The sequence below is a fragment of the Candidatus Burkholderia verschuerenii genome (genome assembly GCF_001189365.1).
Lineage (GTDB): Bacteria > Pseudomonadota > Gammaproteobacteria > Burkholderiales > Burkholderiaceae > Caballeronia > Caballeronia verschuerenii.
The window spans coordinates 21230-45041 of record NZ_LFJJ01000019.1 but is presented as its reverse complement, the minus strand read 5'-3'; the positions used below and the strand labels follow the sequence as shown (position 1 = coordinate 45041).

31 protein-coding genes and 2 pseudogenes are annotated in these 23812 nt (G+C 62.7%); 6 read left to right on the top strand and 27 right to left on the bottom strand.

Annotated features, from left to right (window positions below; genetic code table 11):
- The 4 genes from BVER_RS33460 to BVER_RS31245 form a co-directional block, all read left to right on the top strand.
- The coding region (locus BVER_RS33460) for a hypothetical protein (protein WP_232316411.1) at positions 1-568 on the top strand (568 nt) is incomplete at its 5' end.
- A gap of 12 nt (positions 569-580) precedes the next feature.
- Positions 581-1591: a type IV secretory system conjugative DNA transfer family protein gene (locus BVER_RS06465; RefSeq protein WP_050452577.1), complete on the top strand. Its 1011-nt coding sequence runs from the start codon at positions 581-583 to the stop codon at positions 1589-1591.
- The gene (locus BVER_RS06460; protein ID WP_050452576.1) at positions 1588-1878 is read left to right on the top strand and encodes a hypothetical protein; all 291 of its coding nucleotides are present in this window, start codon (positions 1588-1590) and stop codon (positions 1876-1878) included. Before BVER_RS06465 ends, BVER_RS06460 begins: the two co-directional genes overlap by 4 nt.
- Complete coding sequence (locus BVER_RS31245) at positions 1875-2111, top strand: hypothetical protein (protein ID WP_157055950.1); 237 nt, start codon at positions 1875-1877, stop codon at positions 2109-2111. Before BVER_RS06460 ends, BVER_RS31245 begins: the two co-directional genes overlap by 4 nt.
- On the opposite strand, the gene BVER_RS35870 is transcribed toward BVER_RS31245, so the two are convergent.
- From BVER_RS35870 to BVER_RS06440, 5 genes and pseudogenes are all read right to left on the bottom strand, one after another.
- A complete protein-coding gene (locus BVER_RS35870; RefSeq protein WP_269750744.1) occupies positions 2069-2179 on the bottom strand; it encodes a hypothetical protein in 111 nt (36 codons plus the stop codon). The two genes, BVER_RS31245 and BVER_RS35870, sit on opposite strands and share 43 nt — an antisense overlap.
- 203 nt (positions 2180-2382) lie before the next feature.
- A complete protein-coding gene (locus BVER_RS29895) occupies positions 2383-2820 on the bottom strand; it encodes a type II toxin-antitoxin system VapC family toxin (RefSeq protein ID WP_083452069.1) in 438 nt (145 codons plus the stop codon).
- A gap of 18 nt (positions 2821-2838) precedes the next feature.
- Positions 2839-3060 (bottom strand): annotated as a pseudogene (locus BVER_RS33455) (type II toxin-antitoxin system Phd/YefM family antitoxin); the annotation flags it as partial.
- Positions 3061-3777: 717 nt separating this feature from the next.
- Entirely contained in the window at positions 3778-4440 is a 663-nt protein-coding gene (locus BVER_RS06445) for a replication protein RepA (RefSeq protein ID WP_232316410.1), read from the bottom strand.
- Positions 4441-4769: 329 nt separating this feature from the next.
- Positions 4770-5009 carry a hypothetical protein gene (locus BVER_RS06440; RefSeq protein ID WP_050452573.1) on the bottom strand — a complete coding sequence of 80 codons (240 nt, stop codon included), beginning with the start codon at positions 5007-5009 and terminating at the stop codon, positions 4770-4772.
- A gap of 239 nt (positions 5010-5248) precedes the next feature.
- On the opposite strand from BVER_RS06440, the gene BVER_RS06435 reads away from it, so the two are divergent.
- Entirely contained in the window at positions 5249-5434 is a 186-nt protein-coding gene (locus BVER_RS06435; RefSeq protein ID WP_157055949.1) for a hypothetical protein, read from the top strand.
- 276 nt (positions 5435-5710) lie between these two features.
- Here BVER_RS06435 and BVER_RS06430 read toward each other — a convergent pair whose 3' ends face one another.
- The 22 genes and pseudogenes from BVER_RS06430 to BVER_RS31225 form a co-directional block, all read right to left on the bottom strand.
- Positions 5711-5932 carry a hypothetical protein gene (locus BVER_RS06430; RefSeq protein WP_050452571.1) on the bottom strand — a complete coding sequence of 74 codons (222 nt, stop codon included), beginning with the start codon at positions 5930-5932 and terminating at the stop codon, positions 5711-5713.
- 33 nt (positions 5933-5965) lie between these two features.
- Positions 5966-7180, bottom strand: coding sequence for a relaxase/mobilization nuclease domain-containing protein (locus BVER_RS06425; protein ID WP_083452067.1), 1215 nt, complete (start codon positions 7178-7180; stop codon positions 5966-5968).
- A gap of 9 nt (positions 7181-7189) precedes the next feature.
- Complete coding sequence (locus BVER_RS06420; RefSeq protein WP_157055948.1) at positions 7190-8140, bottom strand: LPD7 domain-containing protein; 951 nt, start codon at positions 8138-8140, stop codon at positions 7190-7192.
- Between the two features lies 1 nt (position 8141).
- Complete coding sequence (locus tag BVER_RS06415) at positions 8142-8429, bottom strand: hypothetical protein (protein ID WP_157055947.1); 288 nt, start codon at positions 8427-8429, stop codon at positions 8142-8144.
- A gap of 101 nt (positions 8430-8530) precedes the next feature.
- Positions 8531-8689 carry an EexN family lipoprotein gene (locus BVER_RS31240; RefSeq protein ID WP_157055946.1) on the bottom strand — a complete coding sequence of 53 codons (159 nt, stop codon included), beginning with the start codon at positions 8687-8689 and terminating at the stop codon, positions 8531-8533.
- Positions 8686-9339 (bottom strand): annotated as a pseudogene (locus BVER_RS06410) (type IV secretory system conjugative DNA transfer family protein); the annotation flags it as partial. The pseudogene BVER_RS06410 and the gene BVER_RS31240, both read right to left, overlap by 4 nt.
- A gap of 18 nt (positions 9340-9357) precedes the next feature.
- Positions 9358-10875 carry a type IV secretory system conjugative DNA transfer family protein gene (locus tag BVER_RS06405; RefSeq protein WP_050452566.1) on the bottom strand — a complete coding sequence of 506 codons (1518 nt, stop codon included), beginning with the start codon at positions 10873-10875 and terminating at the stop codon, positions 9358-9360.
- Entirely contained in the window at positions 10868-11938 is a 1071-nt protein-coding gene (gene virB11, locus BVER_RS06400) for a P-type DNA transfer ATPase VirB11 (RefSeq protein ID WP_083452065.1), read from the bottom strand. The genes BVER_RS06405 and virB11 overlap by 8 nt, the downstream gene beginning before the upstream one ends.
- Positions 11935-13164 carry a type IV secretion system protein VirB10 gene (gene virB10, locus BVER_RS06395; protein WP_050452565.1) on the bottom strand — a complete coding sequence of 410 codons (1230 nt, stop codon included), beginning with the start codon at positions 13162-13164 and terminating at the stop codon, positions 11935-11937. The genes virB11 and virB10 overlap by 4 nt, the downstream gene beginning before the upstream one ends.
- A complete protein-coding gene (locus BVER_RS06390; protein ID WP_269750743.1) occupies positions 13161-13829 on the bottom strand; it encodes a TrbG/VirB9 family P-type conjugative transfer protein in 669 nt (222 codons plus the stop codon). Before BVER_RS06390 ends, virB10 begins: the two co-directional genes overlap by 4 nt.
- A 3-nt stretch (positions 13830-13832) precedes the next feature.
- Complete coding sequence (locus BVER_RS31235) at positions 13833-14006, bottom strand: hypothetical protein (protein ID WP_157055944.1); 174 nt, start codon at positions 14004-14006, stop codon at positions 13833-13835.
- On the bottom strand, positions 14003-14740 hold the full coding sequence (locus BVER_RS06385) for a VirB8 family type IV secretion system protein (protein WP_083452063.1): 738 nt from the start codon (positions 14738-14740) through the stop codon (positions 14003-14005). Before BVER_RS06385 ends, BVER_RS31235 begins: the two co-directional genes overlap by 4 nt.
- A 265-nt stretch (positions 14741-15005) precedes the next feature.
- A complete protein-coding gene (locus tag BVER_RS06380) occupies positions 15006-16058 on the bottom strand; it encodes a TrbL/VirB6 family protein (protein ID WP_050452562.1) in 1053 nt (350 codons plus the stop codon).
- Between the two features lie 6 nt (positions 16059-16064).
- Positions 16065-16484 (bottom strand): EexN family lipoprotein, encoded by a 420-nt coding sequence (locus BVER_RS31230; RefSeq protein WP_050452561.1) that lies wholly within the window; start codon positions 16482-16484, stop codon positions 16065-16067.
- 1 nt (position 16485) lies between these two features.
- Entirely contained in the window at positions 16486-17211 is a 726-nt protein-coding gene (locus BVER_RS06370) for a type IV secretion system protein (protein ID WP_050452560.1), read from the bottom strand.
- Between the two features lie 26 nt (positions 17212-17237).
- Complete coding sequence (locus BVER_RS32395) at positions 17238-18266, bottom strand: TraG/VirB4 family ATPase (RefSeq protein ID WP_198155178.1); 1029 nt, start codon at positions 18264-18266, stop codon at positions 17238-17240.
- On the bottom strand, positions 18202-19536 hold the full coding sequence (locus BVER_RS32390) for a VirB4 family type IV secretion/conjugal transfer ATPase (RefSeq protein ID WP_198155177.1): 1335 nt from the start codon (positions 19534-19536) through the stop codon (positions 18202-18204). Before BVER_RS32390 ends, BVER_RS32395 begins: the two co-directional genes overlap by 65 nt.
- Positions 19529-19867, bottom strand: coding sequence for a type IV secretion system protein VirB3 (locus BVER_RS06355; protein WP_050452557.1), 339 nt, complete (start codon positions 19865-19867; stop codon positions 19529-19531). Before BVER_RS06355 ends, BVER_RS32390 begins: the two co-directional genes overlap by 8 nt.
- 1 nt (position 19868) lies before the next feature.
- A complete protein-coding gene (locus BVER_RS29870) occupies positions 19869-20252 on the bottom strand; it encodes a TrbC/VirB2 family protein (protein ID WP_198155176.1) in 384 nt (127 codons plus the stop codon).
- Positions 20253-20399: 147 nt separating this feature from the next.
- Positions 20400-21125, bottom strand: coding sequence for a lytic transglycosylase domain-containing protein (locus tag BVER_RS06345; protein WP_050452556.1), 726 nt, complete (start codon positions 21123-21125; stop codon positions 20400-20402).
- A 12-nt stretch (positions 21126-21137) separates the two neighbouring features.
- Positions 21138-21539, bottom strand: coding sequence for a hypothetical protein (locus tag BVER_RS06340; RefSeq protein ID WP_050452555.1), 402 nt, complete (start codon positions 21537-21539; stop codon positions 21138-21140).
- 454 nt (positions 21540-21993) lie between these two features.
- Positions 21994-22314 (bottom strand): hypothetical protein, encoded by a 321-nt coding sequence (locus tag BVER_RS31225; protein ID WP_157055943.1) that lies wholly within the window; start codon positions 22312-22314, stop codon positions 21994-21996.
- Positions 22315-22343: 29 nt separating this feature from the next.
- Between BVER_RS31225 and repC the strand changes: the two genes are divergently transcribed.
- On the top strand, positions 22344-23666 hold the full coding sequence (gene repC, locus BVER_RS06335; protein ID WP_050452554.1) for a plasmid replication protein RepC: 1323 nt from the start codon (positions 22344-22346) through the stop codon (positions 23664-23666).
- Positions 23667-23812 lie beyond the last annotated feature (146 nt).

The following is a 23812-nucleotide window of genomic DNA, read 5'->3' as shown; positions in this document are numbered from 1 at the left end:
TAAATCGCCAACCGATACGCTCCGTTGTCGTTTTGACTTTTCCATCGGCTCCACCAGCCGATGGCGCGCTGAGTTGCGCAGCAACTCAAACTCAGCGCGCCCTTCTCAGCTTATCGCTCCGCTCTTTCGCTGCTCGGTGCGGCGCGTATGGCACGTTCATACCAATGAACGGATGGCCGTTTTGCGCATGGATCGACGATGCTTTCAATCGAACACGGCCAACAACTGGAAAACTCAAGCGGAAATGATAGTCTTGACGAACGACCGGCAAAGGGATGAGGCAATGATGCGCAAATCCATCGAGCAGCGACTCGCCCAACTGGATGCGCAGCGGGCCGCCCTCAAGACGCGGCTCGGCAAACAGGAGCGCGTCCACGATACCCGCCGCAAGGTGCTGCTCGGTGCGCTCGTCCTGCATCGCCTCGACCACGGCCGCGACGACTTCTCCAAAAACCTCGGCGACTGGCTCCGCCGCGAGCTGCCGGGCTTTCTCACCCGCGAGACCGACAAGCCGCTTTTTGACGATCTGCTCAAAGGCACCGCGCCGGGCCGCGAGCGCGAAGGGTGAGGAGAAGAACGCATGAACCAAGTGACCCTCGCATGGGCTGCGTTCAAGAACATGCTGCGCGCCGCCGCGCGTGATCCGGTCTGGGCCCTCGTCACCCTCGCCTTGAGCCCGGTTCGCGCCGGAAAATACCTCTTGGGCGTCCTGATCCTCACCTTCGTCGTGGTGTTCGCGCTGGTGTGCGGGGCCGAACTGCTCAGCAGTGCGCTCGGCCTGGGTGTAAATAGTCCCATCCGCATCGGGTTGAGCCTGGGCGCGGTCCTGGTGACGTTCATCGCCGTCTTCCGCATGCTGACCAATCCTATGATTCAGCATTTCGGCAATCGCCCGGACGCCACGCACGGCTCGGCGCGGTTTGCCACCGATGCCGAGGCCGCGAACCTGACGCAACCCGGAAAGGGTCTATTGATCGGCCGTGACCTGAAAACCGGCCGGCTACTGCGCTATGCCGGCCCCGCTCACTTGCTGACGATCGCCCCCACGCGCAGCGGCAAGGGTGTCGGCACCCTCATCCCGAATCTGCTCACCGCCGATCGCTCGGTGATCTGCATCGACCCCAAAGGCGAAAACGCCCGGATGGCGGGCAGCACCCGCCATCGCTTCTGGCCGGTTCATGTCCTCGATCCGTTCGGGGTGACGGGCCGGCCATCGGCTGCGTTCAATCTGCGGCTGATGGTCACGCAGAGCTTGCAGGACATGGCCCGCACCCAGGCCACGCCACCTGCCCCCGTGCTCTATTTGCTCGATGAGTTCGCCGCCTTGGGCGAGCTCGCCCCGATCGAGTGGGCCATGGGTCTGATGGCCAGTTATGGCGTGCAGCTCTGGCCGATCGTGCAGGACGTTCACCAGCTCCGCGCCACCTACGGCCAGCGCGCCGGCACCTTCCTGTCAAAAGCCGGCGTCCTCCAAGTGTTCGGCGTCAACGATCACGACAGCGCCCGCCTCGTGTCCGATCTGCTGGGCCAGAAAACCGTCGTGTTCCAGACCATGTCGACCTGTTCCAACATGTCGGCGGCTTGGATGTGACCACATCGGCCGGCCCCGTGCGGGTGTCGCGGGATTTTCCGAGCGATTACACCAGTCGGGTCGATCAGTTGCTTGCCGGCATTTTCGCGCGAAACCCGGCCGTCACCGGCATTACCTTCCCCGCGGTTTCCGGCCGGCCGGGGCACACCGCTACGCCAGACGATCCGTACTGGTCAGCGCAGGGGCAGGCGATTGAGGGCCTTTCCGAAGCCTGCCGGCGCGGCGAGATCACCGCCGATGAAATGACTCACCGCTTGAAAGACCTCATGCGCGAGAGCGCCACATGACACCGCACACGGTTGAGCAAGCCTGTTTTGCCAACATCCCGGCCCATGAGTTGGCCGAGGTTCTGGATATCGTGCTTTGTGACATGTCATGGGATCATCCCGCCGAGCTGTGGCTGGACGAGCTGAAAGCCCGGCCAGACGCCGCCACCGAGCCAGTGGGCCGCCATTACCGTGATCGAGGATTACCTGGCTACGGTTGGTCAAACAGCCAGCTGAATTCGGGATCGGCGTAATAACGCAGCTTGTCGGCGACGATCGGCCGGGTGCCGGCCAGGAACAGCAGCTCGCGGTCCTGCGGCAGGTTGCGGACCTCATCGGGGGTGAGCAGGGGCCGGCCGGTATGGTGCTCGGTGAAGCTCAGCCCGGATTTGTAGCTGTCGAGGGCCCGGCTGGATGCGTGTCAGCGCATCAACGTCCTCTGCCGTGATCTGGCTGATCCCGTCGCCGATCATGAGCAACTGCCAGTGGCGGTGTTGCCGGAGCTGTTTGAGGCGGGTTTGAATATCAGTGTTTTCGCTCATGGGGAGCCTCCCATGGGTTGAGCAGCGGCACGCCTGTTGGCGCGAAATCAGCGAGATTGCGAGTTACGACTGTCATGCCATGGGCTAGGGCTGTCGCCGCGATGAACGCATCCCGTTCGTGGCACGTGTCTGGCACATGAAGGGGTGCGCAGCGAAGTCCCACGGCGGTATCGACGGGCAAGGTCCGCTCCGCAAATTCGGGCAAGACATGGTGATCCATCCAGGCACGAAGCCTAGCCCCTTGAGCTGGATCGCGCCGCTCGATCCGAAGGATGCCGAGTTCGATTTCCATCAAAGTGACGGCGGAGAGATAGAAGGTCGTGGCATCCACGCTGGACAGCCAAGCGACGACATTGGCATCGGCTTTGCCGTCACCGACCTTCCGGAGTTCGGAAATAACGTTGGTATCGAGCAGGAACATTACGAGAAATCCGCCCCGCGAGCGAGGCGGATCAAACTCGATGTCTGCAAGTCCCGGCATGGACAGGGCATCAACAATGCTCCGGCGTTTGCCGGTGATGCGCTGGTATTCCTCGATGCTGAGCAGGACGTGAGCGGGTTTGCCCCGGTCGGTGATAAAAACCGGTCACTCTGTGGCGGCTTTCTTGGCCCTGCTGGTGTCCTGATTGAACTCCCTGCTGGATAGGGTGGTGATGGTCATGGACGGCACTCTTGCTGTCAGGGGTAAATCGGTTTGTGTATAAACGTTACTACAAAAATCTCTCTCGTCAAGGCCTCTGTGCTTTTTTGGCTGCGGAGAGGGGGCAAGGAGCCACCCGGAGGCCGCAACGGAGCGCAGCCCGCAGGGCGAGCACCGAACGGGTGAGGACGGCAGGCGCAGCCGGTCCTTGACGCCTTGGAGTGGCCCTTAGCCTATCGGGTGGGGTGCAGAACAATGGCGAAGCCCGCCGGCCTGCACCACTGCCCTTCGGCGAGAACGTGGTGCAGGGGCAGCGCCCCTGCGTTCAGGAGAGAACTTCACGCCCGAAGGGCGTGACCATTGGCAGTGCGGGACTTGGTGTTTGCGTTGTGCGTTTTCCACAGAAATGGGCCGCTAACTACAGGAAGAGATTTATAGGAAAACTATAGGATTTACCTATCTGTTTATGTGTTGTGATTTACGTATTCAAATGGGGGCGATGTTCGGAGGGAAAGGGGGGGGCGATTGCACGTGGATAACTTCGCCGCTGCACAGGGTTGCTCACCGCGAAAGAGGGTGGCGATGTTCGGAGTCTCCCCCACAGGTTGAGAGTGCGGTATGTCAAATGCACGGAAACCCATAAACCTCTTCTACATCAATGGCTTGGTGATGAAATTGGTTTGATAAAGGTGGCGATTTACGACGAACAATTCAATTCCATTCCTTCAACGACTTGAATCATCGAGTCGGGCCGCCCTTGTAGGGCATCGGCGGCGGTGACGGCAGCAGCAACAGGCCACCACGGACGGGTTTGACTTTGGCTTGTGGGTAAGCCGTCATCACCTTGCGCAGTGCCGGCAAAAATTCTTTCTTGAAGTCCTTGTCAGGGTCTTTGCTGGCATACTCTTGGGCAAACTGCTCTCGCAGAGACGCCCAATGCAAAGGCATTCCCTTCCCTTCCAGGCGGTGCAAACGGTGGGCCCGCCACGCATAGACATCCAAGGCCAAGGCGGAACCCTTCAGCGTGTGAAGCGAACGCCGATCAAGTGGCACCGCACTCTCCAACAGCGTGTCGAAATAATCCTGTTCCAGCATCAGCGTGCCAGGCCACAGCGCCAGTTGGTGCTGGTCTTGGTTGGCTAACAACGCACTGAAACGCTTCACGGGCTGGCCGTTATATGTCTCGCCTCGAAATCCGAGCTGTAGTCGGCACGTAGCTAGGGCGTGCATCTGTTTGCGCAGCATGCTGTAGCGCCGGCCGGCGTCATCAAGGCCAATCGTCTGTAGGAACTCGGCAGCACTATCGCCAATACGTATTTCGCGATTCTTCGACCGGACGGCTTCCGTGGTGATCCACGCCAGAGCAAGCCGTGGGATCACCCCATACGGAATGGGCTGCAACACTGGTCCTCTGCCCTCGTCCAAAACGCCAGCCTGGACGTTGATCCAAGCGGCACCGGACTGACGCAGGAACTCCAGCCCATCGACCTTGGCCCGTGGCAAGCCTACTTGGCACAAGATCGCATGGTTATAGACCCAATCGTCAGGGCCGGGGGGGGACAGTGGCAATCGTTGCGCCGGCCTCGACCAGCTTGGTTTCCTGCCGCGTAAGGACTTGGCCATCCGCACGGCTCTTGCCGAGCCGCTTGGTAGCCGTGCGCTTACCCTGGCCCTCGGGATCGAGTTTGGCCAGGAAGCCCTCCCACAGCAGCTCCCCTACCCGCTTCGGCTCATTTCCCATGCGCACCTTCTTTCATGAATTGCTGAAATACGACATTCAACAATTCATTCAATTTCAGGTCTCGGTCCAACGCTGCTTGTTTGAACTCGCGGACGAACTGCGGAGGCATACGGAATTGCAATGGCACCAGCTCGGCGGAGGGCACCACACCGCGTTGCAGCATTGCACTCTGCGGCCGAATCTTAGTCGTGGCGAGATCATCGCCGGTCAATGCAACAGTTTTGGCCATGTCCTAGCCTCCTTTCATGATTTCATATTTTAATGAAAGAATGATTTCACCTCAACACACAAGGCCGCTATTTCCTCAGCGGCAGGGCTACGCGGTGCAATCTCCGGTGCGGTGCGGCCCCCGGTCATGGCGACGGCGTAGGGCACCTGATCAGCAATAAACGCCTGTGCCACGCGGCCATGCTGTGACAGGGCCACCACTGCCTGCGCCGTGATGCTTGCATGTGGTTAGCCTGGGTGATGACGAAGGCCCTCGCCCTCGTCGCGTCTGTTATCCAGCGCGGCGGGATCATGCCAGCGGCCGACTTCGGCCACCTGTTAGGCGTGCTGGCCGTCACCGCTGCCGAGACCGACACGGCCGAAGGCGACATACTCTGGGCATGGGCGTGGATCATCATGGACAGCGCCGACGCCACGCCGGGCTAGGCTTGCACGGTGCAAGACCGTTCCATTTTTGTTCCCGTTGGCCTATGGCCGCGAACTACAACAGGCCGAAGCCGATAGACCCGCTTTGGTATCGGCAGGGGTGCTATCTCAGAATCAATTGCGCCTGCGGCCGGCAGCTCTCCGAGCCGCTAGGGGCGTTTCGCTCGACACGCTGGCGCATGAATTGATCGAGCGATTACGCTGCACTAACTGCGGCCGACGACCGGCGGCCGAGGTCACGCGCTAACGCAACGGCAATTGAAAAGCCGGCCGTCTTCAACGGAGCCGGTCGTCGTGCCACGGTTTCACGCCCAAGAAGACACGCAGGAACGCCGAAAGAAGTATTGCGGAAAAGAAGAACGCCGTTGCGGCAACGCAGTCGGCCAGCGTCCCGACCCTTGGGGCGATGATGACAACGGCCAGCAAGATCGCACCTACAAAGCTCATGGCGTTGATGGATTCTACAAGCTCCCGTTTGATGTCGATTTTGGGCAACATCGGCTCCTCCTCTATGCGACCGGTATAGGATTTTTATCCTTGCAGCGCCACCCTTGGGGGGAGGGGCGTCCTGTCCGTATCGAGCAGACGGAGAGCTTGGCGCATCAGCACCACGGCAGAGTCCACTTGCTCAAGGTCCGTCATGCTTCGCTCTCTCGTCGCTATCCGCGCCACTTGGGCGTCGTTGGCTGGTTCGGTGGACCTTCGCGGCGTGGGCCCTTCGCGCTGGGGCTCTTGGTCGCCCGAGGCGGGAGGGAGGTGGCAACCCTGCCCGGCCGCTGTTCGATGACATGGCGCAACTCGGCCGCGAGCGCTTGCCGGCGCGTCAGAGGCACTGGCATGTCCGCCACGAACCGGCAAATATCTTGGAGCAAGCCGGCGATCGGCCATGTCGCCATGCGCCAGTTCGTCAGCGTGCCCGAGGTAGGCTCTGCGGATCGAGTCTTGCCGGGCTTGTATGTCGCTGCTCCAATCGCGCGGTTGCGGCGGCTTGGGAGCCTTGGCCTCCCGTTCCGCCGCCTGCCGTTCCTGCCGGCGCACACGAGGTTCGACGCCGCGCCGTTCAATGCCGGCAATCGGCCACTTGGGGGCCTTGCGGACCACACCGCGCGCCTGCCGGGGTGTGGCCTTCGCCTCGACGCCGAGCCGGCGCAACTCGCGGGCGAAGCGCTCGCGCCACGCCTGTAGATCGTCAGGACCGGGCGCGAGGCGCTTACCGTCATAGCCTACGGCCAGCACCGTGACATGGACATGCGGGTGCTTGGTGTCGTCATGGCGCGCGAAAATGTAATCGTATCGGCCGCGAAGGGTTTCCCGCGCCCAGGTGCGGGCGGCGTCCTCGACGCGATCGGGAGGCGTGCCGGGTGGCATGGAAAGAATGATTGCGACGCTCTGCGTCGCATTGGGGCTTGGCCTCCCGCGCTGCTCAGCCGCGTTCGCCAATAGCCAGTCGTCATGCAGATCGCGAAGGCGTGCCCGATCGGTGATACGCTCGCCGTCCTGCGTCTCCGCTTGGAGTTTCCCGTTGCGGGTGATGTAGTCGAGATGCGATTTCAGATGATCGGCACCGCCGCGTGAGCGGCCCGTAACCTTGACCATCGCTTCCGGGGCTTTGCTCGCGATCCGGGCAAGACGCGCCTTTGCGGACGCAGACAGGGGCCGCGTGCCGGCGTCCCCTGCTTTGAGCTTTACGTCCCGGCCGCGAACCGTGCTGGGCAGTCGCCAAACGTGATCCTCGCGCGTCGTCATCGAGGCGCCTTACCGGGAAAGGGTGCGGCGCGGGGGAGTCGGTTCCAGCCGGCGGGCCGGTGCGGGAGCGGGCGTCTGTTTGCGCTCTGGCTCGGGAGCGGTCGCGGCGCGCTTCTGATCTGGCGAAAGCACGGTCGGACCTTCTGCCCGTTCCTTCTTCATCAACTCGGCACCGACGAACGCCTTGATTTCGGTCTTCGCCTCAGTGTTGAGCTTGTTCATCTGGCGGTCGATCTTCTCGCCCAAGGCCGCGAGCAGCAACCGGCCATCTTCCGACAGCTCCTTTTGTGCCGCGCGGATCGTGCGGCGATTGTCGTTCAGCGTCGGCTTTTCCGGCTCGCCCGGCTGTTTGGCTTCAGCCTTGCGTTCGTGCGCGGCAGCCTCGACCGTGTGACCAGCGGCCCGTTCCTCGCGCGTTTCGGTCTTTTCGACGGCGCGCACTTCGTTCGCGTGCGCCCGCTCGCTGCGGCGGCGATCGGCCTCTTGACGATCGGAATCCGAAGGCGTGAAGCCGCGCCCTTCCAGACCGTGCGCGGTTGCCTCAATCCACGCCTCACGCTTGAACTCGGCCGAGCCGCGAATCTCGACCGAGTGCCAGCCGCGCGCTTCCGCAATTTCGAGCATAGCGCGGACGGTGTTCAAATCCTCGCGTTTCGAGCTGATCAATGTTTCGGTTGCGCGCATCGCCAGATTCTTGCGCTGGTAATCCTCGAAATACTGGCGCTCATCCCGCTTTTCCTCGACGTAATAGCGTTTGGCGATCGTCTCCGGTTCAAGAGAGGTAGGGCGCAGCTTTGGATTGCCCGTCAGGCCGCGCAGGACGGCCGACAGGTGATGTTCCGGGGTTGGCCGGTGCCCCCCAGCCCCGGCCGGCGTTCGCGATCCTCCTACGGGCTCTAAAATCGCTTCTATCGAATTGGTCGGGCGCAGGGCATCCCGTGCCTTGTCAGTCAGTGCCATTTCATTTCCTCCTTTGCGTGGATTCGCCACTATCCATGATCGAGGGAATTCTTCGGTTTGAGCTGGGGAGCACGGCCGCTTGACGGGCCTTTCCGGCATCGAGGGCGGTCTTTGCGTTGTCGCACTCGCGACCGGCCTTCTTCCCGGCCGTGCAGTCCGTTACGACCTGTTCGGCTTCGGCGATGTGGACTGCGAAATACTCGATCGTGAGCGCAGGTGCGGCGATGTGGACAGCGACGGCAGAGGCCCCCAAGATCGTGAGGGCGAGTGCGTGACGTGGTTTGAACATAGGTTTACCCTCCATGCGCCTTGATCTGTCCAAGCAGGTTGTCAATCTGTCGCTTGCGGGTCAGATCGGCCAAGGCGGTTTTCGCGTTCTCGCACTCTTGGTCAGCTTGCGTGCCGGCGGTGCAGGCCGCGACGACCGAGCGGGCGTCGGCACTCGTGTGCGGCGAAATAGTCGGTACTGCGCAGTTCCTTGTTGCAGCCGGCGAGGATCGCGAGCGCGGTGCCGGCTGCGAGAACTCCAAAAGAGCGTTCGAGCCTCATATGGCTTGTTTCCTACGGGTTAGGGATTCGACGGTGGGGGTCGCATTTACGATCGCAGCGATAGCGGCCTTTCCGTCCGAAAGGCCGAGGTTGCTAAGGTCCACCTCCGCGCCCATGATCGCTTGCAGGAGCCCGTCCGCCTGATGCGGCGCGACGGGCGGTAACGGCAGCTCTTGCGGTTCCAGCTCCGGATCCGGCCCATTGGCCGCGCGCTGCGGAGGGTCGGCCGGGGCGCTGTCTGCCTCGGCCGCTTCGGCGGCGTCCACCAGATCAGGCTTAGTAGCCCGCTTTGCCGGGGCCTTCCGCTTCGGTTTGGCCGGTTTCGCGGCCGGCGCGGAGCGGGCGGCCGTCGCCGGGGCTGCACTTGCACTGTGCAAGCCAGATGGCGAGGATCCGCTATGCGGATCGGCGTCTTGAGCCGAGGCCGAGGACTGCCCTTCGGCTGCGATCGGCCCGAACCCCTTGCCCTGATCCAAGCGCATCTTGATTTCGATCGCGGGCACGTCGGGCGCGGGGCGAACGAGCCGGGTAAAGGTGGGGTCCTTGAAATACCGGATGCGACGGCAGCGAACCGGGAACATGCCCGGCCGGATCAAGATCGCCTCGCGCGGTTTCAGCCGGGTAATCTCCTGCGGCAGCAGGAGCGCCCGGCGCTGGTCGCTGTTCGTCTACGAGTGCTTGTCGCGCCGGAACGCGGCCCAAAAGCGCGGCCCGCTCCGCGTTGTTCCTTCTACGGTGTCGTAACCGAGCCGGGCGCTCAATTCCTCCGTCAGCTTGAGGTCTTTCGTGCCGAACACGACTTCAAGCCCGCAATTGTCCAAGATCGCTTCCGCCTTGTCCGGGCCATATAGCTCGCGGTCGCGGAGCTGCGCCTTGCTCTGCATGATGAGCATCATGCGGATGCCGTAACCCCGGACATAGGCGAACGCATCGGCCAGCATCGGCATGGGGCCGAGCAACGGAAATTCGTCCAGCAGCAAAAAGACCTGGTGCTTGGCCTGTGGATCGTTCGACGGCAGCTCGCGCACCGACAAGTCGATAAGCTGTTGGAAGAATAGCGACAGCAACGGACGAAGCCGCGCGATGTTATCTGGCGTCACGCCGATATAGATCGCATGCAGCGAGCGGCGCAGCTCGCGCAGATCGAAATCGTTTTCGGCCGTCGCCGCGTCTATGCGCGGATTGAACCAGAGCGACAGCCGCGCCGTGATCGTCTTGCGGATGCCGTTCACCAGATCGGCCGAGCCTTTTAGATAATCCTCCAACGCCTTTACCGTCGCTTCGGTATAGGGCCGCCTCTGTTGGCGGCGTGCCTCGATACGTTCGATCATCGAGGCCGCACCGTCCGAACTGGACAGCAGGCGCAGGACTTCCCCGAACGTCAGCGGCAGCTCCGGCGACTCCGCCAAGAAGCACGCGGCACCCGTGAAGGCCGAGCGGGCGCTATCGACCCAAAATTTTTCGCTCCCGGTTGCCTCCGGGTAGATCATCTGCGCGATACGCTGAATGTCGTCGAAAGCGTCGATCGTGCCGCGCCGAACATAGGTGAAGGGGTTATAGCGCGCCGTCCGGCCGTCCTGCGCGAGCGGGTCGAACAGAAACACCTTTTGACTGGCAGCAGCGCGGATGCCGGCTGTCGCGGCCCAATTCTCCTTCTTCACGTCGAGGCAGACGAGCGTTGCCTCGTAGAGCAGCGCATTGGGGATCACGAGGCCGACGCCCTTGCCCGAGCCTGTCGGCGCATAGCACGCGACATGCTCAGGTCCACCAAAGCGCAGATAGCGGCCTCCCTCCTCCTGCCCGACATAGAGCCCGCCGAACTTCGTATAGAACCCCTCCTTTGCCAGTTCGCCGCGCTGCGCCCAGCGTGTCTTGCCGTGCAACTGACGATCGTCGGCACCGGGCCAGCCCTTGCGGGCAACGCGCGCAACGAAAAGCAGAACCGGGAGGCCTGTTGCGATGCCGCCTGAAATCTTGAGCCACAGGCCAACCACAGGCTGATGCAGACCGTAGGCCGAGAGGTATTGCCACCACTGGAACAGGGGCACCGTGTTGGCCGTCAGAAGCCGCGTGCCGGCGAGGAAAATCAGCGATGCCAGCACGGACCAGAGTAGCGCGCCGAGGATCAGCGCGAATAGCCACAGCAGAGCCTTTGCGGCGGGCGGCCACTCGGAGAAATCAGACACGGGCGGCTTCCCTCCATGAGTTAACAGGTTCCGGCATGGCCTCCACCTGAGCGGCCAGCTCGGGCGATTTGGAGAGCGGATCGAAATAGACTTCTTCGATCGCAAAGCCGCGATGATCCCGCCGGCAATGAACAACGACGTGCACGAGTTGCTTGAGCAGCGCGAGCACGTCAGCGTCTGCCAGATGCTTGCCAGCGTCATGTTGCTTGACCATCAGGCGTAGTGCATCGAACGCGCCGGGTGCGCTGCCGGCGTGGCATGTCGTGATCGAGCCTGGATGCCCGGCGGCGATCGAGCGAATGAAGGTGAAGGCCGCGCCGTCGCGCAGTTCCTGCATCAAGACGCGATCGGGCCGCATCCGGAGCGCCGCCTCAATCAAGTCCTCTGAGCGGACACGCGCAACGCCTTGGTTGCCCTTGGAGTAGAACAGCGACACGAGATTGCGTTGCGGCATGCCGATGAACTCGTGCGTGTCCTCGATGGTGATAAGCCGTTCCTCAAGCGGAATCTCTTGGATCAGGGCTTTCGCGAACGTCGTCTTGCCCGAGCCGGTCTCGCCCGTGGCGATGATCGTTTTCTTTGCCCGGACGGCTGCCGGGAAGAACTCTTCCCAGCGCCGCGCCGAGTATAGCGCCATCAACTCGCGGTCCATCGGGTTCGCGCGGAAGGTCGCACCCTCCGTTCTCGAGAACAGCCCGCCAGCGGCCAGACGTGAGACTGTCGTGGCGAAGGACGATGGCCGCCGGATCGTCAGGCTAAGCGTGCCGGCGCGGACGGCCGGCGGCCGGCAGATTTGTACCCGCTGACCGTCCGGCAGGACCGAACCGCACAGCGGGCGCTCCGGCCCTACGTCCTGTTGTGACATGGCAGCGCAAAGCGTCGCGATCGCGTCTAGGCACTCAAACGTCAGCTCCGGCAGGTCAAGCCACGTCCAGCACTCGCGCGTTTCAACGCCGGCCTCTCCCGGTCGATTGATGACAACTTCCGTCACCTTCGAGTCCGCAAGGTGCGACGCGATCGGCGCGAGCAGAAGGCGCAGCGTGCTTTCGCCGGCGCGGGTCATTTCGTCCACATCCTCCGGTCCTGCGTACCAGCAGCTCGAACATATTGCGGCGGCGTCGGCTGCACCGCGTAGACCGTCGAGAAATCGAGATCGCGCGCGACGAGGATGCTGACCGGTTCGCCTTGGTTCTTTCGGATCGTCGGCGGAAGATTGATCGTGCCTTGCAGGCTTTGCGCGATGACCGATTCCGTCGAGCCGGTGTTGATCGTCGTCGTCCACGACTTCGACGCGGCACCAACGCCGGCCTGTATCGCGCCATCAACCGTCGAGAGCAGAAGCGCACCGCCAAACCGTTGCCAGAAATGCCGGTCAACGGCACCATCCATGCCCGATCGGCCGAGCGGATCGGTTGCCGGGCTGTCGAGGGTGATAACGACGCCCTGCGGCGTTTCCGCCCGCGTCCAGACCACGAACATGCGTTCGACGCCCTGACGGATACCTCCCTTGAACTCGCCCACGACGCTGGTTCCGCGATCGAGCAGCGTCAGGCCGGTTTTGCCATGAATGTCCTGCGGGATCACGCACGTCACGAGGCCGGGCAGCGTCGAATCCATCGCCGTTTGCAGAACGCATGGGACCATCGTTCCCATTGTCAGCAGGAACGGTTGATGACGCAGCACGTTTGCCGAAACGCCGGTTAGCTGCGTCGCCTGCAAGTGACTTGCCAAGGTCTCCCGCTGCGCTTGTCGTTCGCCTGCCGTAAGTGGCTCTCCATTGCCGCCGGAGGCATCTATGCCCGGCACATCGGGGCCTGTAGCGCCGCCCACGGGCCACGGCGACATGAGGCCGGCCCCCGGCCCGGTACCGTTGCCTGCGTTCGTGGAGCCGGACGTGTAGACGAGCAACTTGGTTTCATGACGTGCCGGCGTGGCGGCCGGCGTCGCGACGGGCTGCGTCGGAAGCGGGGGCGCAGTCTGGGGTAATGGTGGTGCGGACGTTGCCACAGTCGCAGCGGGCGGCGGCGGAGGAACGTAGGCCACTTCCGGATGCACCGCGAGCCGGGGGCCGTCCTCCGTCTTGAGATTCGGTTTGGTCGAGGTCAGCAGGATCACGCCGCATAGAATCGCCGCGCCCGCGATGATGACGCCGACGCCTGTTTTCTTCGACACGATGCCCTGCCGGCCAGCGACTTCCGACACATAGCGTTCGCCGGCGAGGCCGGCTCCTGAAGGCGGCGGAGGCGGTGCAGCGTTGTCGCTCGGCCGGATATTGTTTTCGTCGCTCATGAACCGCTCCTGACCGTGCGCGAGAGATCAGGAGTGCCTGTGCCGGGATTGCGGCCCACGGGGTCAAAGTCCTGATTGATGATGCGCAGCACTTCTTGGCCGTCGCGCAGGGTGAATATCCGGGCCGTGGTCTGCACGACGGCCATGTCATTAATCATCGTGTAGGGAACGATCGTTTCCGAGCCGTCCGGCGCAGCCGTGTAGATCGTCGGCACACGCATGTTGCCGGGGAAGCGGAAAGCGGTCTGGCGGCCGTTGTCGCTCACTTCGGTCGGCTGAATTTGCTCGGAGCCCTGCGCGACATACCGCCAGTTGCGCGGGCCTTCGGCCCATGCGTTTGCAAGCCGGTTTTCCGAAGCCTGTTCGGCCGCGGCCGCGTTCGCGCGCTGTTGCGCGAGCTCGCGCGCGCGCCGATCATCGTCAGGATAGTTGAAACTCAGCGCGAAGATCGCCGTCGAGGCCCCATCATCGGCGCGCTTGGAAGCCAGCAGGCGAAATTGATAGGAGCGGTTGCCGCCATAAGCCGTCTTCGTCACGACCGTCATGTTGGTGGACAGCCGGATTTCTGTCGGCTTGATGAACAACAGATTGCCCGCCGGTTGAGCTAGCCAGGGGTCGGCATCTCCGATCGCGACTTGCGTGATTTCCTCGCCCGGCGCGAAGATGATTTACGTTGAATTGGTCGGGGTGCCCGTGATCCGGACGACGTTCAGCGGGTTATAGGCCACCAACTCGACATGCTGGTCATAACCGCCAGGGTGCGGTGCCTGTTCGGCATGGACAGGTGCGCCGACGGCAAAAGAAACGATCGCCGCCACTCCAACAAGAAGCGCGCGGCTCATTGCCAGGCCTCCATATCTGCCCGGTAGCTCGTGACGATGAAACTTAGCGGGTTGACGTTGATCGCCGACGAACTGAGCTGACCCGGCGCGAAATCAAATGCGATCGTTGCCACCATGCGCTGCGCTGGCAAAGGTGCCACGGCCTTGCTGACGAACTGCATGAAGCGGACTTGTGCCAGCTTCGGCCCGAGAAACGACGTGGACACCCAGCGCACCGTCGCCGTGCCGTCTTGGCCGAGCAGCACTTGCGGGCTGTTCGGATTGGTCCCCTTGAAACCGTTGGCGTATTCCTGTTGCACCTGCGGCGACGACATGAGCGCTACAGCATTGAAATTCGATTCCGCTTCGGCGGCCGTGTAGGTCTGGCGGTGCAGGACGTATTGCCAGAGGAAGAACCGTTTTTCGGCCTCACCTACCTCCATCTTTCCGCCGCGCACGTCATAGACGCGCTCGACGGCACCGGTCGTGCGATCGACCCTGAACACCAGCGGGATAACCGTCTTGAGCGGGGTAAGCGCCAGCACGGCCGCCACGCCCATGACGCCGATCGCCGCGCCGATCGCGCCCACGGTGAAGCCGGCGCGAGCCGCTTTGCGGTCCCTTGCCCGTTCGCTGGCCTCGTAGCTCGCAACTTGGCTGAAATAGGCTTGCAGGGTTTCAGGGTCCGCCGTGATCGGGCGGGCCATGAAGGCTTCGGCCGGCGCTGCACGGGCCCTTCGTGCAAAGAGGTTCATCGGCCAGTCTCCGGCGTTGAGGCCGGCGACGGAGTCGGCGGATTGAGCGAGGGCGAGTCCGCCGGCAGCAGGGGTGCGCGGGGGCCGCGAAGGTCATCGGACGTGGGTGTCCACCGGTCGGGGTTGAGCGGCCGATAGGGGCCGGACGCTTCGGCAAGCGGCGGATGGTTGGCGCAGGCGGCGAGTGAGAGGGCGAGGCCGACAAGGGCGATCAGTCGAGTCATGGTTTGTTCCTCAGCAAAGTGGCTGATTTCCGCGCGCGCGGCTAATCGCTGTCTGAGAGGGAGCCGCCGGTTGAGGGCCGGACGCGCTTATAGACGGCGCGTCCCACAGCCCCCGCCCCTCGCCCAACCGCCGAGACGGCCAGATGACCGCCACCAAGAAGCCAGCTGCGCCCCGTGCGGTAGCTGCTCCCATCGGCGGCAGTCTCCGTGCGGCCCATCGAGCCGATCGTTGATTGCACGGCGCGGGCAATCGAGCCCGTATGGAAATGGAGGCCGCCGGAGAGGGATGAAGCAACGCCGGGGAGCTGGAAGGCGACGAAGGCCGCCACAAGGAAGAAGATCACGCCAGCCAGCAAGACCTCAATCCGGCCGACCAAGTCCGCCTCCGGCATGAGCGCGATCTGGCCCACAACTTGTTGTTCCACCGCCAAGATGATGAAAAGCAGCACAATCGTCGTGATTTGCAGGATCACGCAGGAGATCAGCGAGCCGATCCAGCGTTCAAAGATCGCCAGCGTTGCCGGGAACAGCGCGAGGCCGATCAGCAAGGGGCCGACCGCGATGTAAAGCGCGAGGATGACGCGGGAGATCAGCCAGATGGCGAAGGCAACGACGGTCGAGAGGATCGACACGATCCAAAAGACAACGATGATGAATTGCGAGAGAAAGTCATGCCATGACAAGGTACGCCATACATCGACTCCCGCGCCCAGCGCCTTTGTCCACACGGTGTCGAAGGCATTGGCGTCGATCGTCGTCACGCCGCCCGAGGTCAGGGCGTTCGTCAGACCTTGCGGCAGCGTCTGAAAGAAAAAATCATAGACATATTGCTGGTAGATGCCCGAGCCGGTCAGAACCCAAACGACGATCGCCATCTTGAGGAAGCGGCCGAGCAGCGCCGAGCCGGCTTCGTCCGTCTGGCCGCGAATGATGAGGATGCCCGTCAGCGCGATATACAGCACCAGCGACACCTTGAGAGGCGCGGCCACGAAGGACAGAAAGGCGTTCATCACTTTCGCGACCGCGCCGACGAGCGGCGTCTCGACCTGCGAGACGATGTAGGCGAAGATGTGCCACTGAATATTGCCGCCCATGCCGGTTTACCTCTTGGCTTTCCCGGCCTCGATCAGCAGAGAGCGCCTAGCAGCGTCGCAGTAGTCGAGTTGGGGGTTAAGGCGGCACATGGAGATCTTTGCCGCGCGGGTGCTCGGGTCTTCCGACCAAAAGGCTGGATTGTTCGGGTCCATAACGCCGAAACCAGTGCGCGGTCTGCGGTGCGCCGCTTCGATCGCGCCGCGTTCCGCGTTGATGCAGTCCGGCGTGGTACCGAGATGGCCGGGATCATCGAGACAACGGAGCTGCATTTGCGCGCGCTCTTGCTGATGATCGGCATACCAAGAGACGGTTTTCCCGGTGTCCTTGGAGGCCGCCTCTTGACCTGCTGCGGGCGCAGCGACGGCGAGCATGGGCAGGAGGGAAAAGACAGCCACCAAGGTTTGCACGGTGCAAGACTTTTTCATGTCAGCCTCCGTGTGCGCGAATTTGTTGGAGCCCGCTATCTAACTGCTGCCGGCGGCTTTCATCTTCCCGCTGTTGCTCGTTCCGCTCCTGCGCCGCCTGCCACATGGCGAGCGATTGGACCTGCACCTGCTGCGCCTGAAAGGCCGCCTGTTCCATCCCAATGCGCGCCTGAATGTCTGCCACGGCCTTCGCGTCGGGCGCGCTGGATAACTGGCCTTCCAGACTTTGCAGGGTCTGGATATGGTTCGCGGCCGACTGATACAGATCGGCGGCCATTGCCTGCGAACCGGCAATGCTGGTCGCATTACGGTGCATCTGTTGGGCCTGAAAATCCTGCCCCGAGGGCGAGTAGACGCGATTTTGATTGAGATAGGCTTGTACGTTCGAGCTGAGCGCGCCGGAGCCCGATCCCGTCCCGTTCATGATCGAGCCCACGTCTGCGGACCCGGCCGACAGCGGACTGCGGAACTGCGGCACGTTGAATTGCGATCCGAGCTGGGTCAGGGCATTCTGCGGCGCGTGCGCGATGGCCTGATACTGTTGGTTCATGGTCGAATATTGTTGCTGCAACACGTGGTATTGCTGCTGCAACTGCTTGAGTTGTTGGATTGCTTGCCCGATGGCGTGAATATCAATCACCGCCCTTTGCGCGTTGGCGGGGCCGATACTGCCCCCGACGATTGCCAGTGTCGTGACACCGGCCAGAATTACTTTCCGTATCTTCATGGATCGCTCCTTTCCTGTTGCCCAAGTCAGGCGGCAGCCTCCCGCCACTGTTGCCGGAAAAGCGGCAACCAATCCGCCGGGTCCGGGCCTACTTGTGCGATTAGCCGCTCCATGAGGCGCACCGTGCTTGCGCGGCCGGAAAGCACGGCGATTTCGTCGTCTAGGCCTGTCAGGTCCAGTTCGCAGGCAACCGAGGCGTTGCCTTGCTTGAGCAGGAAGCGGCGGCCTCCCACGGTCAAATCCTCCCGGATCGCCAAGAACTCCGGTTCCGTGAGTTTGAGCCCATCCCGATAGTCCGCCGCGTCCGCGCGCGTGTTCGGCATCAGGATTTGCGTCGGGCACTGTTCGATGATCGAATGCGCGATCGGAGAGCTCAGCGCGTCGGCCGGCGATTGCGTCGCCAAGATCACGAGGCCGTTTTGCTTTCGGATCGTCTTGAGCTTGTCGTTGACGAGATCACGAAAGCCGGGATCGAGCAGCACTTTCCAGAATTCATCAATCGCCAGCACCAGACGGCGGCCGTCCAGCAGGCTTCCGACGCGATGGAACAGGTATGAGAGGATCGGGCCGCGCGTGACCGGATCGTCGAGCACGGCCGTCACGTCGAACCCGAGGAACGGTGCATCGAGCGAAACGCGGTCCTCGTCGTTGTCGAGCACCCAGCCGAGTCCACCGCCCTTGCACCACTTTTCGAGCTTCGCGCCCGGCCCTTCCGGATCGGCTTGCCCGAGGAATGCGCGCAGTTCCCTGAAGGAGCGCTCTTCGGGCAGCAGCGCCAAAACAGACCGCACACCCAATTCAAGGCGGCGCTTGTCCTCCGGCAGCATGTTCTTGCCCGGTTCGATCACCAGCGCCTTGACCAACTCCTTGATGAACTCGACGTTCGCGGGAGTGGCATCGAGCGCCTTGAGCGGGGCGAGCCCTGACGGCTCGCCCGAAGGCAGGACCAAGTACGTCCCGCCGACGGCGCGCGAGAGAATGTCCCCGCCCCTATCCTTGTCGAATAGGACTGTCGTGGCTTTCTGCCGCTCTGCCATCGCCAGCAGGAACAACATGAGCGTCGTTTTGCCTGAGCCGGCGTGGCCGGCCACGAACACGTTGCCGATAGCCCCGCGCCGCGCCCAGCGGGTAATTGTGCAGGCTCGCCATAGCGGCAAAGTTGCGCGAGCTGATCGCGCCGGGCCTGGAACGCAGACGCATGTTGCCGGGGAGTCGCGCCCAATAGGCCGCTTCAAGGGCGAGATCCTCGCGGACGATCACCGCGCCACTCTCGGCCAGATCTCGCCTTGCACTGGCGGCGACGGCGCGCAGCTTGTCGAGGCTGTCCGCGAACGTCATGAGTGACAAATGATGGTCGCCCATGACGAAGGCGTTGGACGCCAGCATGTCGGCCGCTTCCGTCAGGGCTTCCGTCTGGCTGGCGGCCTTGTCTTGGGCCGTCACCATCTGGTTTTGCTTGCGGGTCATGATGCCCTGCGCGGCCTGTTTCCCGAGGAAGCCAAACGATTGCGTCAGGACGCAGCGATAGGGCGCTCCCAAGAGCGTATCGAACATACCCGGCCATGTGACGGCCGGGTATTCGCGCAGGCCGAAACCGACGGCGTAGCTTGAACCGCCCGCGCCCCGGATTTCGATCGCCTCGCGGCCGACGATGACGCGATCGGTATAGATCGCGCCACCAAGATGGCCGTTCACCAACGGCACCGACATATGCTCGCCTGTCAGCACGAGGCGCAGCGCTTCGGCCCGCTCGGAAAACATCAGGCCGTTTTCCTCGCGCAGTTCGAGCTGGCGCACGCCGTAGGCGTGCAGCTCGTAGAGCAGCGTCGAGACGATGCCGGCGAGTTGCTCGAGGTTTGCCGGCGATGCCGTGCGTGCCCTGTCCCCGCGTTTGCGCCGGGCAAACAGGGACGCGATGTTTCCTTCGGACAGGCCGGCGCGGCTTGTTGCCCGAAGTAGCACCGAGAGGAACAGATCGTTGCGGAACAGCCGGTTCGACATGATCCGCGCGCGGTATCCGTCATCAAGCGCCCGCGCGAATGCGCTTGAGCATTGCTCTGGCGGATAGACCGAGGCGTCCGCCAGAGTGCGGACGACGTGCGTTTGCAGCACCACGCGGTCCGACGCGATGTTGCGAAGGAGGATGTTGCGTTGCGCGTGCATCGAGTTGACGACGATCGGGTCCGCCGTCTCAAAGGCCGCGCCATCAAGGCGCAGCATCGCCAGCAATGATCCGTCATCCAGCAGCAGGCCGCTAGGCGACGCATGGCAGATATATGGCGTATAAGTGTCCGGCTCGCGCTCGCGAGAGGCCGCGTTAAACATGAATTCGGACCTCCCGCGCCTTGCGTGCGGGCCGGAGGGGAAGCGGGCTCACGGACGAGCCTCCCCAATGGTCCTTGTTACGGGCGCGTCCTTTGGTTTCCGCCCATAACCGCAAGGTCGTGAACATGTTGTAGTCGTGGCTGATGAGGGCGCGGGTGGCGTAGTGAACCGCCACCCCAATCAGCAGATAGAATGGGTTGGACATCAACACGAAGACGATGCCGGTCACCATGCCGTTTATCGCCAGCGCTTCTAGAGGCACGCCCTGCCACATGGCAGGGCGTGTGCAAGCGAGAAACAGCGTGTCCTCAGTGAGCCTGTCCTGCGCCATGTCATTGCCCGATGATCTGATTGACGATCCATGCCGACGAGAAGATGAGCAGGACGCCCAGGATCACGCCGCCGGCCGCCCGCATCGACAGCGCGCCCATCAGCGCGCCGACGCCCACGATGCAGATTGCCAAGACCGCGATCAGCTTGCCGGCCGTACCGGTGATGATGTTGACGAGGTTTTGCAGGAATGTCGTGATATCGCCCTGCCCGCCTGCCGACTGCGCGAACGCTGGATTGGCTACGGCCGTCAAAACGACGACGGCCAAGGCGAACGTCGCTACGCGCTGCGCGTCGAGATTGCGCGCCCTGTCGAAGCACGCGGCCGATGCCGAGCGCACCAAGTCGTTGACCCGCGCAGGGGCGAACGCCAGCCACGCCGTCAACGCGTCTTGACAGAAAGTTTCGTCATTGCTGACCCTCACTCCGTCACGGCAGGCCGCGAGAAGCGCCAGACTTGCACCGTGCAAGCCTTCGCGCTCTTGCTGGGTGGCTTGCCTATCCCCAGCAGGATCGTTTCGATGGTCTTAGCCCTACAGGCCGCCGCCGTTCGGTGATCCGGCGACGGCCTGTAACTGCACTGGCTGGGGAGCACGCGCGGCCGTAGTGCCGGCCGGTGGTGTCGCTGGCGGCAATGGCTGCGTCGGCGGAGTTCCGCCGAACACGATGCCTCCATGCTCGCGCTGATAGCGCGCCTGCCCAAAAACGTCCCATGAGGGCGGTGGAGGCGGTGGCGTGGCGGCCCCCTCCCCTCCCTGTTGCCCGTCGGCACCGCCTACACGGATCGCCGGCACGACTTGTCTGGCCGCGAACTGCACGCGACGGACATAACCGTTGGTGAAGCCGCGATCAGGGTTGCCCGTGTTATAGCGGGACAGCGCGTGCATCAGCGCCGGCTGCACATCGAGACCCTGCGTGGGAGCCTCATAGCCGGCCGCCAGCACACGCGCGCCGGCGGCGATGTTCTTGCAGGCGTCGAAAGTGTCACTGATCGTGAGGCCGAGCGGAGCGAGATTGGCGCTGTTGACCTGCATTACGCCGAGGTCAACGGAATGGTGCTTCGCCGCTACGAGATCGGTTGCGACCGTGACGGCTTCGCCCAAGGTCGCAGGCGCGTAATTGCGCCCGGTCTTGTTGTCATGGATTGCAAAGGTGTTGAGTCGGCTTTCGGCCTGCGCCATGGCGGTCAGCGTGTCCACATGGACCGCCGGGCCGCATTGGGCGGCAAGCTGGACGAACGCGGCGACCGTCAGAATCATTCGGCCCTCCACTCAGGGAGGGCCGATCGCCCACTCAGGGGTCTCGTGGCAGTCTTGGCAGTCCTTGCACTCGTCGCAGAATGGAGGGATCGGCCCGTCCGGTAGCTTGCCCTCGCAAGCCGCACTCTTGTAGCGAGCGAGTTCCGGGTCGCCCACGATGTAGATCGGGACGACGCCGCGATATTTGAAATCGCACCGAATGAGCATGAGCAGGCGGTCCAGATCGCGATAGGTGCGATCGTCCTTGTACTGCCATATTCGGAGCGGAAGGAAGTCCCGCCTCCAACTCGGGCGAATGTAAGCCAAGTGCTCGACGTGCCTGCCGACGCACTTAGACACGATGAAGACGTTACGGAGGTGCCCGCCGTCTTCGATCGCCTGTTTGATTTCACCCTCTTGTAGTCCCTTCGGCAATCCGTGCTCCGCGTCATCAGCGCCGCTGCGCGTGGCGCAGCAAAAAACAGGAGCCGACCGCAGAGTCGGCTCCCGACGATGTTTCCTATTTCTCCCCGCGAAACGTGAGTTGGGTCGCTGGCGCGCCCAACGTCACTACCGCTGTTAACCTTCATAGCAGCGGAACGGGCGAGTTTGCGAGAGGGTACAAGCGATTGATGCGGGACCATGGATTCTAGCGCTTTCATTCATCGAGTGCTCGAAGTGTACACCCATGAAAGTGTTTTTTACAAAACACTTTTTGCCAACATTGCCGGAACCGTCCAAAATCCCCTTGGAATGGGGCAGGCGCATCTCCGGAAACGCAGCGGATTCGGCCGCTATCCCGCTCAGATACAACGGTACTACAAAATATGATGAAACAGTCATCCTCCGAATATTGTTAGCGCTTTTTGTAAAAAGTGTGGGTCTTAGCTTATACTTTTCCACGATCAGGGATTGCGTCGTTTTTCAACAACACTTGCGGGCGCTCGGATGAGCGCCGCCCGGCCGAAATCACGTCCGAATTGACGGATTGCGGCATTGGCGGCAGAGTGTCAGCGTTTTTTGGGTTTCTTGAAAAGGGATTCGCCCCAGTGACGTAACCAGAGCCGGAAAAAGAAAAAGCCCCCGTTGACGCGGAGGCTTTTTCGATGAGGTACAGCCAAAACCGCTGACCGACAATTCGTTTTCCAAGCATGAGAGTAAGGCCGGCGAAGCTCGCCGTCAAGACTCTCAATGGCGGCTTGTACCTCATCGAAGGCTCCTTCTGACGAAGGAACAACGATGACGCATACCCAAACGGCCCCTACGGGCCGGCGCAGGATCACGCCGGCAATGCTCAGCGCCCGCGCGGCGCGACGGCCACACTACGACCCCACCACGCCCGGGAAGACGCTCAGCGCCTTCAAGCGGGCTTCTACCGCGCTCGGGATACCCCGGCGCGTCGTTGAACTGGTCGACTACTTGGTTGGCCGCACGTTCCCGTCCGACTGGCAGGGCGGACCCATCATCGCGTGGCCGAGCAACGCGACGCTCAGCGATGCGCTCGACTTGGGCCGGTCGCAGATCAAGACTTTGATCCGCGTCGGCCAAGAGCTGGGGCTGTTCGAGATGCGGGACGCGCCGGACGGCAAGCGTTTCGGGACGCGCGACAACGGCGGCCGGATCACCCTTGCCTATGGCTTCGACTTGACGCCCCTAGCCGCGCGCCGCGACGAGTTCGAGCAGGTCGCCAGAGCGCACGCGGAGGCTCGCGCGGAAGGCCGGCGACTGCGCGGCCAGATCACGGCCGAGCGCAACGCGGTCCTCTCGCTATGCGACATGGCGCGCGAGACCGAGGCGGCCGGCGATTGGGCGCGCGTGGACGCCGAGGCCCGTAGAATCGCAGCGCTTCGCGGCAGCTCCTACGAACCGCGCCAGCTCGCCCCAATCCTTGCCCAACTGGCGATGCTCCGGACGGCCGCGATCGAGGCCCTAATGCCGGTCGAGGTTGTGGATAACTCGACGCCTGCGGCTTCCGAAAACGTGGCTGAAGGCGTGGATATTAACCCCATGGGGCCGAAAAACTGGCCCCTCCTTACATCTACAAATACACCTTCTATTTCTAAAGTAAATACAAACCAGAAAATGGACGGGCCTAATCGGCCCGGAGTCATAACGAAAGGCGCAGACCACCGAAGCCTTGACGACCTGATCAAGGCCAGCGCCAGGGCTGCGCCTGTAAGATCGGGCAAAAAGGAAAGAAGGCGAGAATCCGCCCTGCGCGGCTTCATCGTCACGCCCGATTTCGTGATGCAGATAGCGCCAGCCTTCCGGCCGTGGATCAAATCGGCAAATCCGACGTGGAAGGAGCTGCTAGAAGCGAGTTTCTATGTCCGCGCCGAGCTGGGAATATCGCAGCACGCTTGGGGACAGGCTTGCGTGATCCTCGGCCAGACGGAAGCCGTCGCGACGATTACTGCGATTGCAGCGCGTTATGCTGCCGGCGAGGTCAAGTCGCCGGGCGGATTGCTTCGGCGCATGGTCGAGTTACACGAGACGGGCGAGCTGCGCCTAGATCGAACGCTTTTCGGGTTAGCGGATGGTTTGAAGGGGACCGCGCATTGACGGGCATGAAAAGGCCCGAAGGGCGGCAACCCCTCGGGCCTCGAAAGATGCACCGGCTCATGCAGGAACTGGAACATAGGCCAGTTTAGCAGATTGGTGTTGGATTTACAGGGCCTTTGCGTGCGGTCGGGTCAGGTTTTCAAACG

Coding starts and splice junctions, on each gene's coding strand:
- repC (WP_050452554.1), top strand. CDS start 22,344: ATGACGCATACCCAAACGGCCCCTACGGGCCGGCGCAGGATCACGCCG.
- BVER_RS31235 (WP_157055944.1), bottom strand. CDS start 14,006: ATGAGCCGCGCGCTTCTTGTTGGAGTGGCGGCGATCGTTTCTTTTGCC.
- BVER_RS31230 (WP_050452561.1), bottom strand. CDS start 16,484: ATGAAAAAGTCTTGCACCGTGCAAACCTTGGTGGCTGTCTTTTCCCTC.
- virB10 (WP_050452565.1), bottom strand. CDS start 13,164: ATGAGCGACGAAAACAATATCCGGCCGAGCGACAACGCTGCACCGCCT.
- BVER_RS06355 (WP_050452557.1), bottom strand. CDS start 19,867: ATGGCGCAGGACAGGCTCACTGAGGACACGCTGTTTCTCGCTTGCACA.
- BVER_RS06425 (WP_083452067.1), bottom strand. CDS start 7,180: ATGACGACGCGCGAGGATCACGTTTGGCGACTGCCCAGCACGGTTCGC.
- BVER_RS31225 (WP_157055943.1), bottom strand. CDS start 22,314: ATGAGGTACAAGCCGCCATTGAGAGTCTTGACGGCGAGCTTCGCCGGC.
- BVER_RS06435 (WP_157055949.1), top strand. CDS start 5,249: ATGACGAAGGCCCTCGCCCTCGTCGCGTCTGTTATCCAGCGCGGCGGG.
- BVER_RS06440 (WP_050452573.1), bottom strand. CDS start 5,009: ATGGCCAAAACTGTTGCATTGACCGGCGATGATCTCGCCACGACTAAG.
- BVER_RS06465 (WP_050452577.1), top strand. CDS start 581: ATGAACCAAGTGACCCTCGCATGGGCTGCGTTCAAGAACATGCTGCGC.
- virB11 (WP_083452065.1), bottom strand. CDS start 11,938: ATGACCCGCGCCGGCGAAAGCACGCTGCGCCTTCTGCTCGCGCCGATC.
- BVER_RS29895 (WP_083452069.1), bottom strand. CDS start 2,820: ATGTTCCTGCTCGATACCAACGTTATTTCCGAACTCCGGAAGGTCGGT.
- BVER_RS06415 (WP_157055947.1), bottom strand. CDS start 8,429: ATGTTCAAACCACGTCACGCACTCGCCCTCACGATCTTGGGGGCCTCT.
- BVER_RS06380 (WP_050452562.1), bottom strand. CDS start 16,058: ATGGGCGGCAATATTCAGTGGCACATCTTCGCCTACATCGTCTCGCAG.
- BVER_RS31240 (WP_157055946.1), bottom strand. CDS start 8,689: ATGAGGCTCGAACGCTCTTTTGGAGTTCTCGCAGCCGGCACCGCGCTC.
- BVER_RS06370 (WP_050452560.1), bottom strand. CDS start 17,211: ATGAAGATACGGAAAGTAATTCTGGCCGGTGTCACGACACTGGCAATC.
- BVER_RS06385 (WP_083452063.1), bottom strand. CDS start 14,740: ATGAACCTCTTTGCACGAAGGGCCCGTGCAGCGCCGGCCGAAGCCTTC.
- BVER_RS06420 (WP_157055948.1), bottom strand. CDS start 8,140: ATGGCACTGACTGACAAGGCACGGGATGCCCTGCGCCCGACCAATTCG.
- BVER_RS32390 (WP_198155177.1), bottom strand. CDS start 19,536: ATGTTTAACGCGGCCTCTCGCGAGCGCGAGCCGGACACTTATACGCCA.
- BVER_RS31245 (WP_157055950.1), top strand. CDS start 1,875: ATGACACCGCACACGGTTGAGCAAGCCTGTTTTGCCAACATCCCGGCC.
- BVER_RS32395 (WP_198155178.1), bottom strand. CDS start 18,266: ATGTTGTTCCTGCTGGCGATGGCAGAGCGGCAGAAAGCCACGACAGTC.
- BVER_RS06430 (WP_050452571.1), bottom strand. CDS start 5,932: ATGTTGCCCAAAATCGACATCAAACGGGAGCTTGTAGAATCCATCAAC.
- BVER_RS06345 (WP_050452556.1), bottom strand. CDS start 21,125: ATGATTCTGACGGTCGCCGCGTTCGTCCAGCTTGCCGCCCAATGCGGC.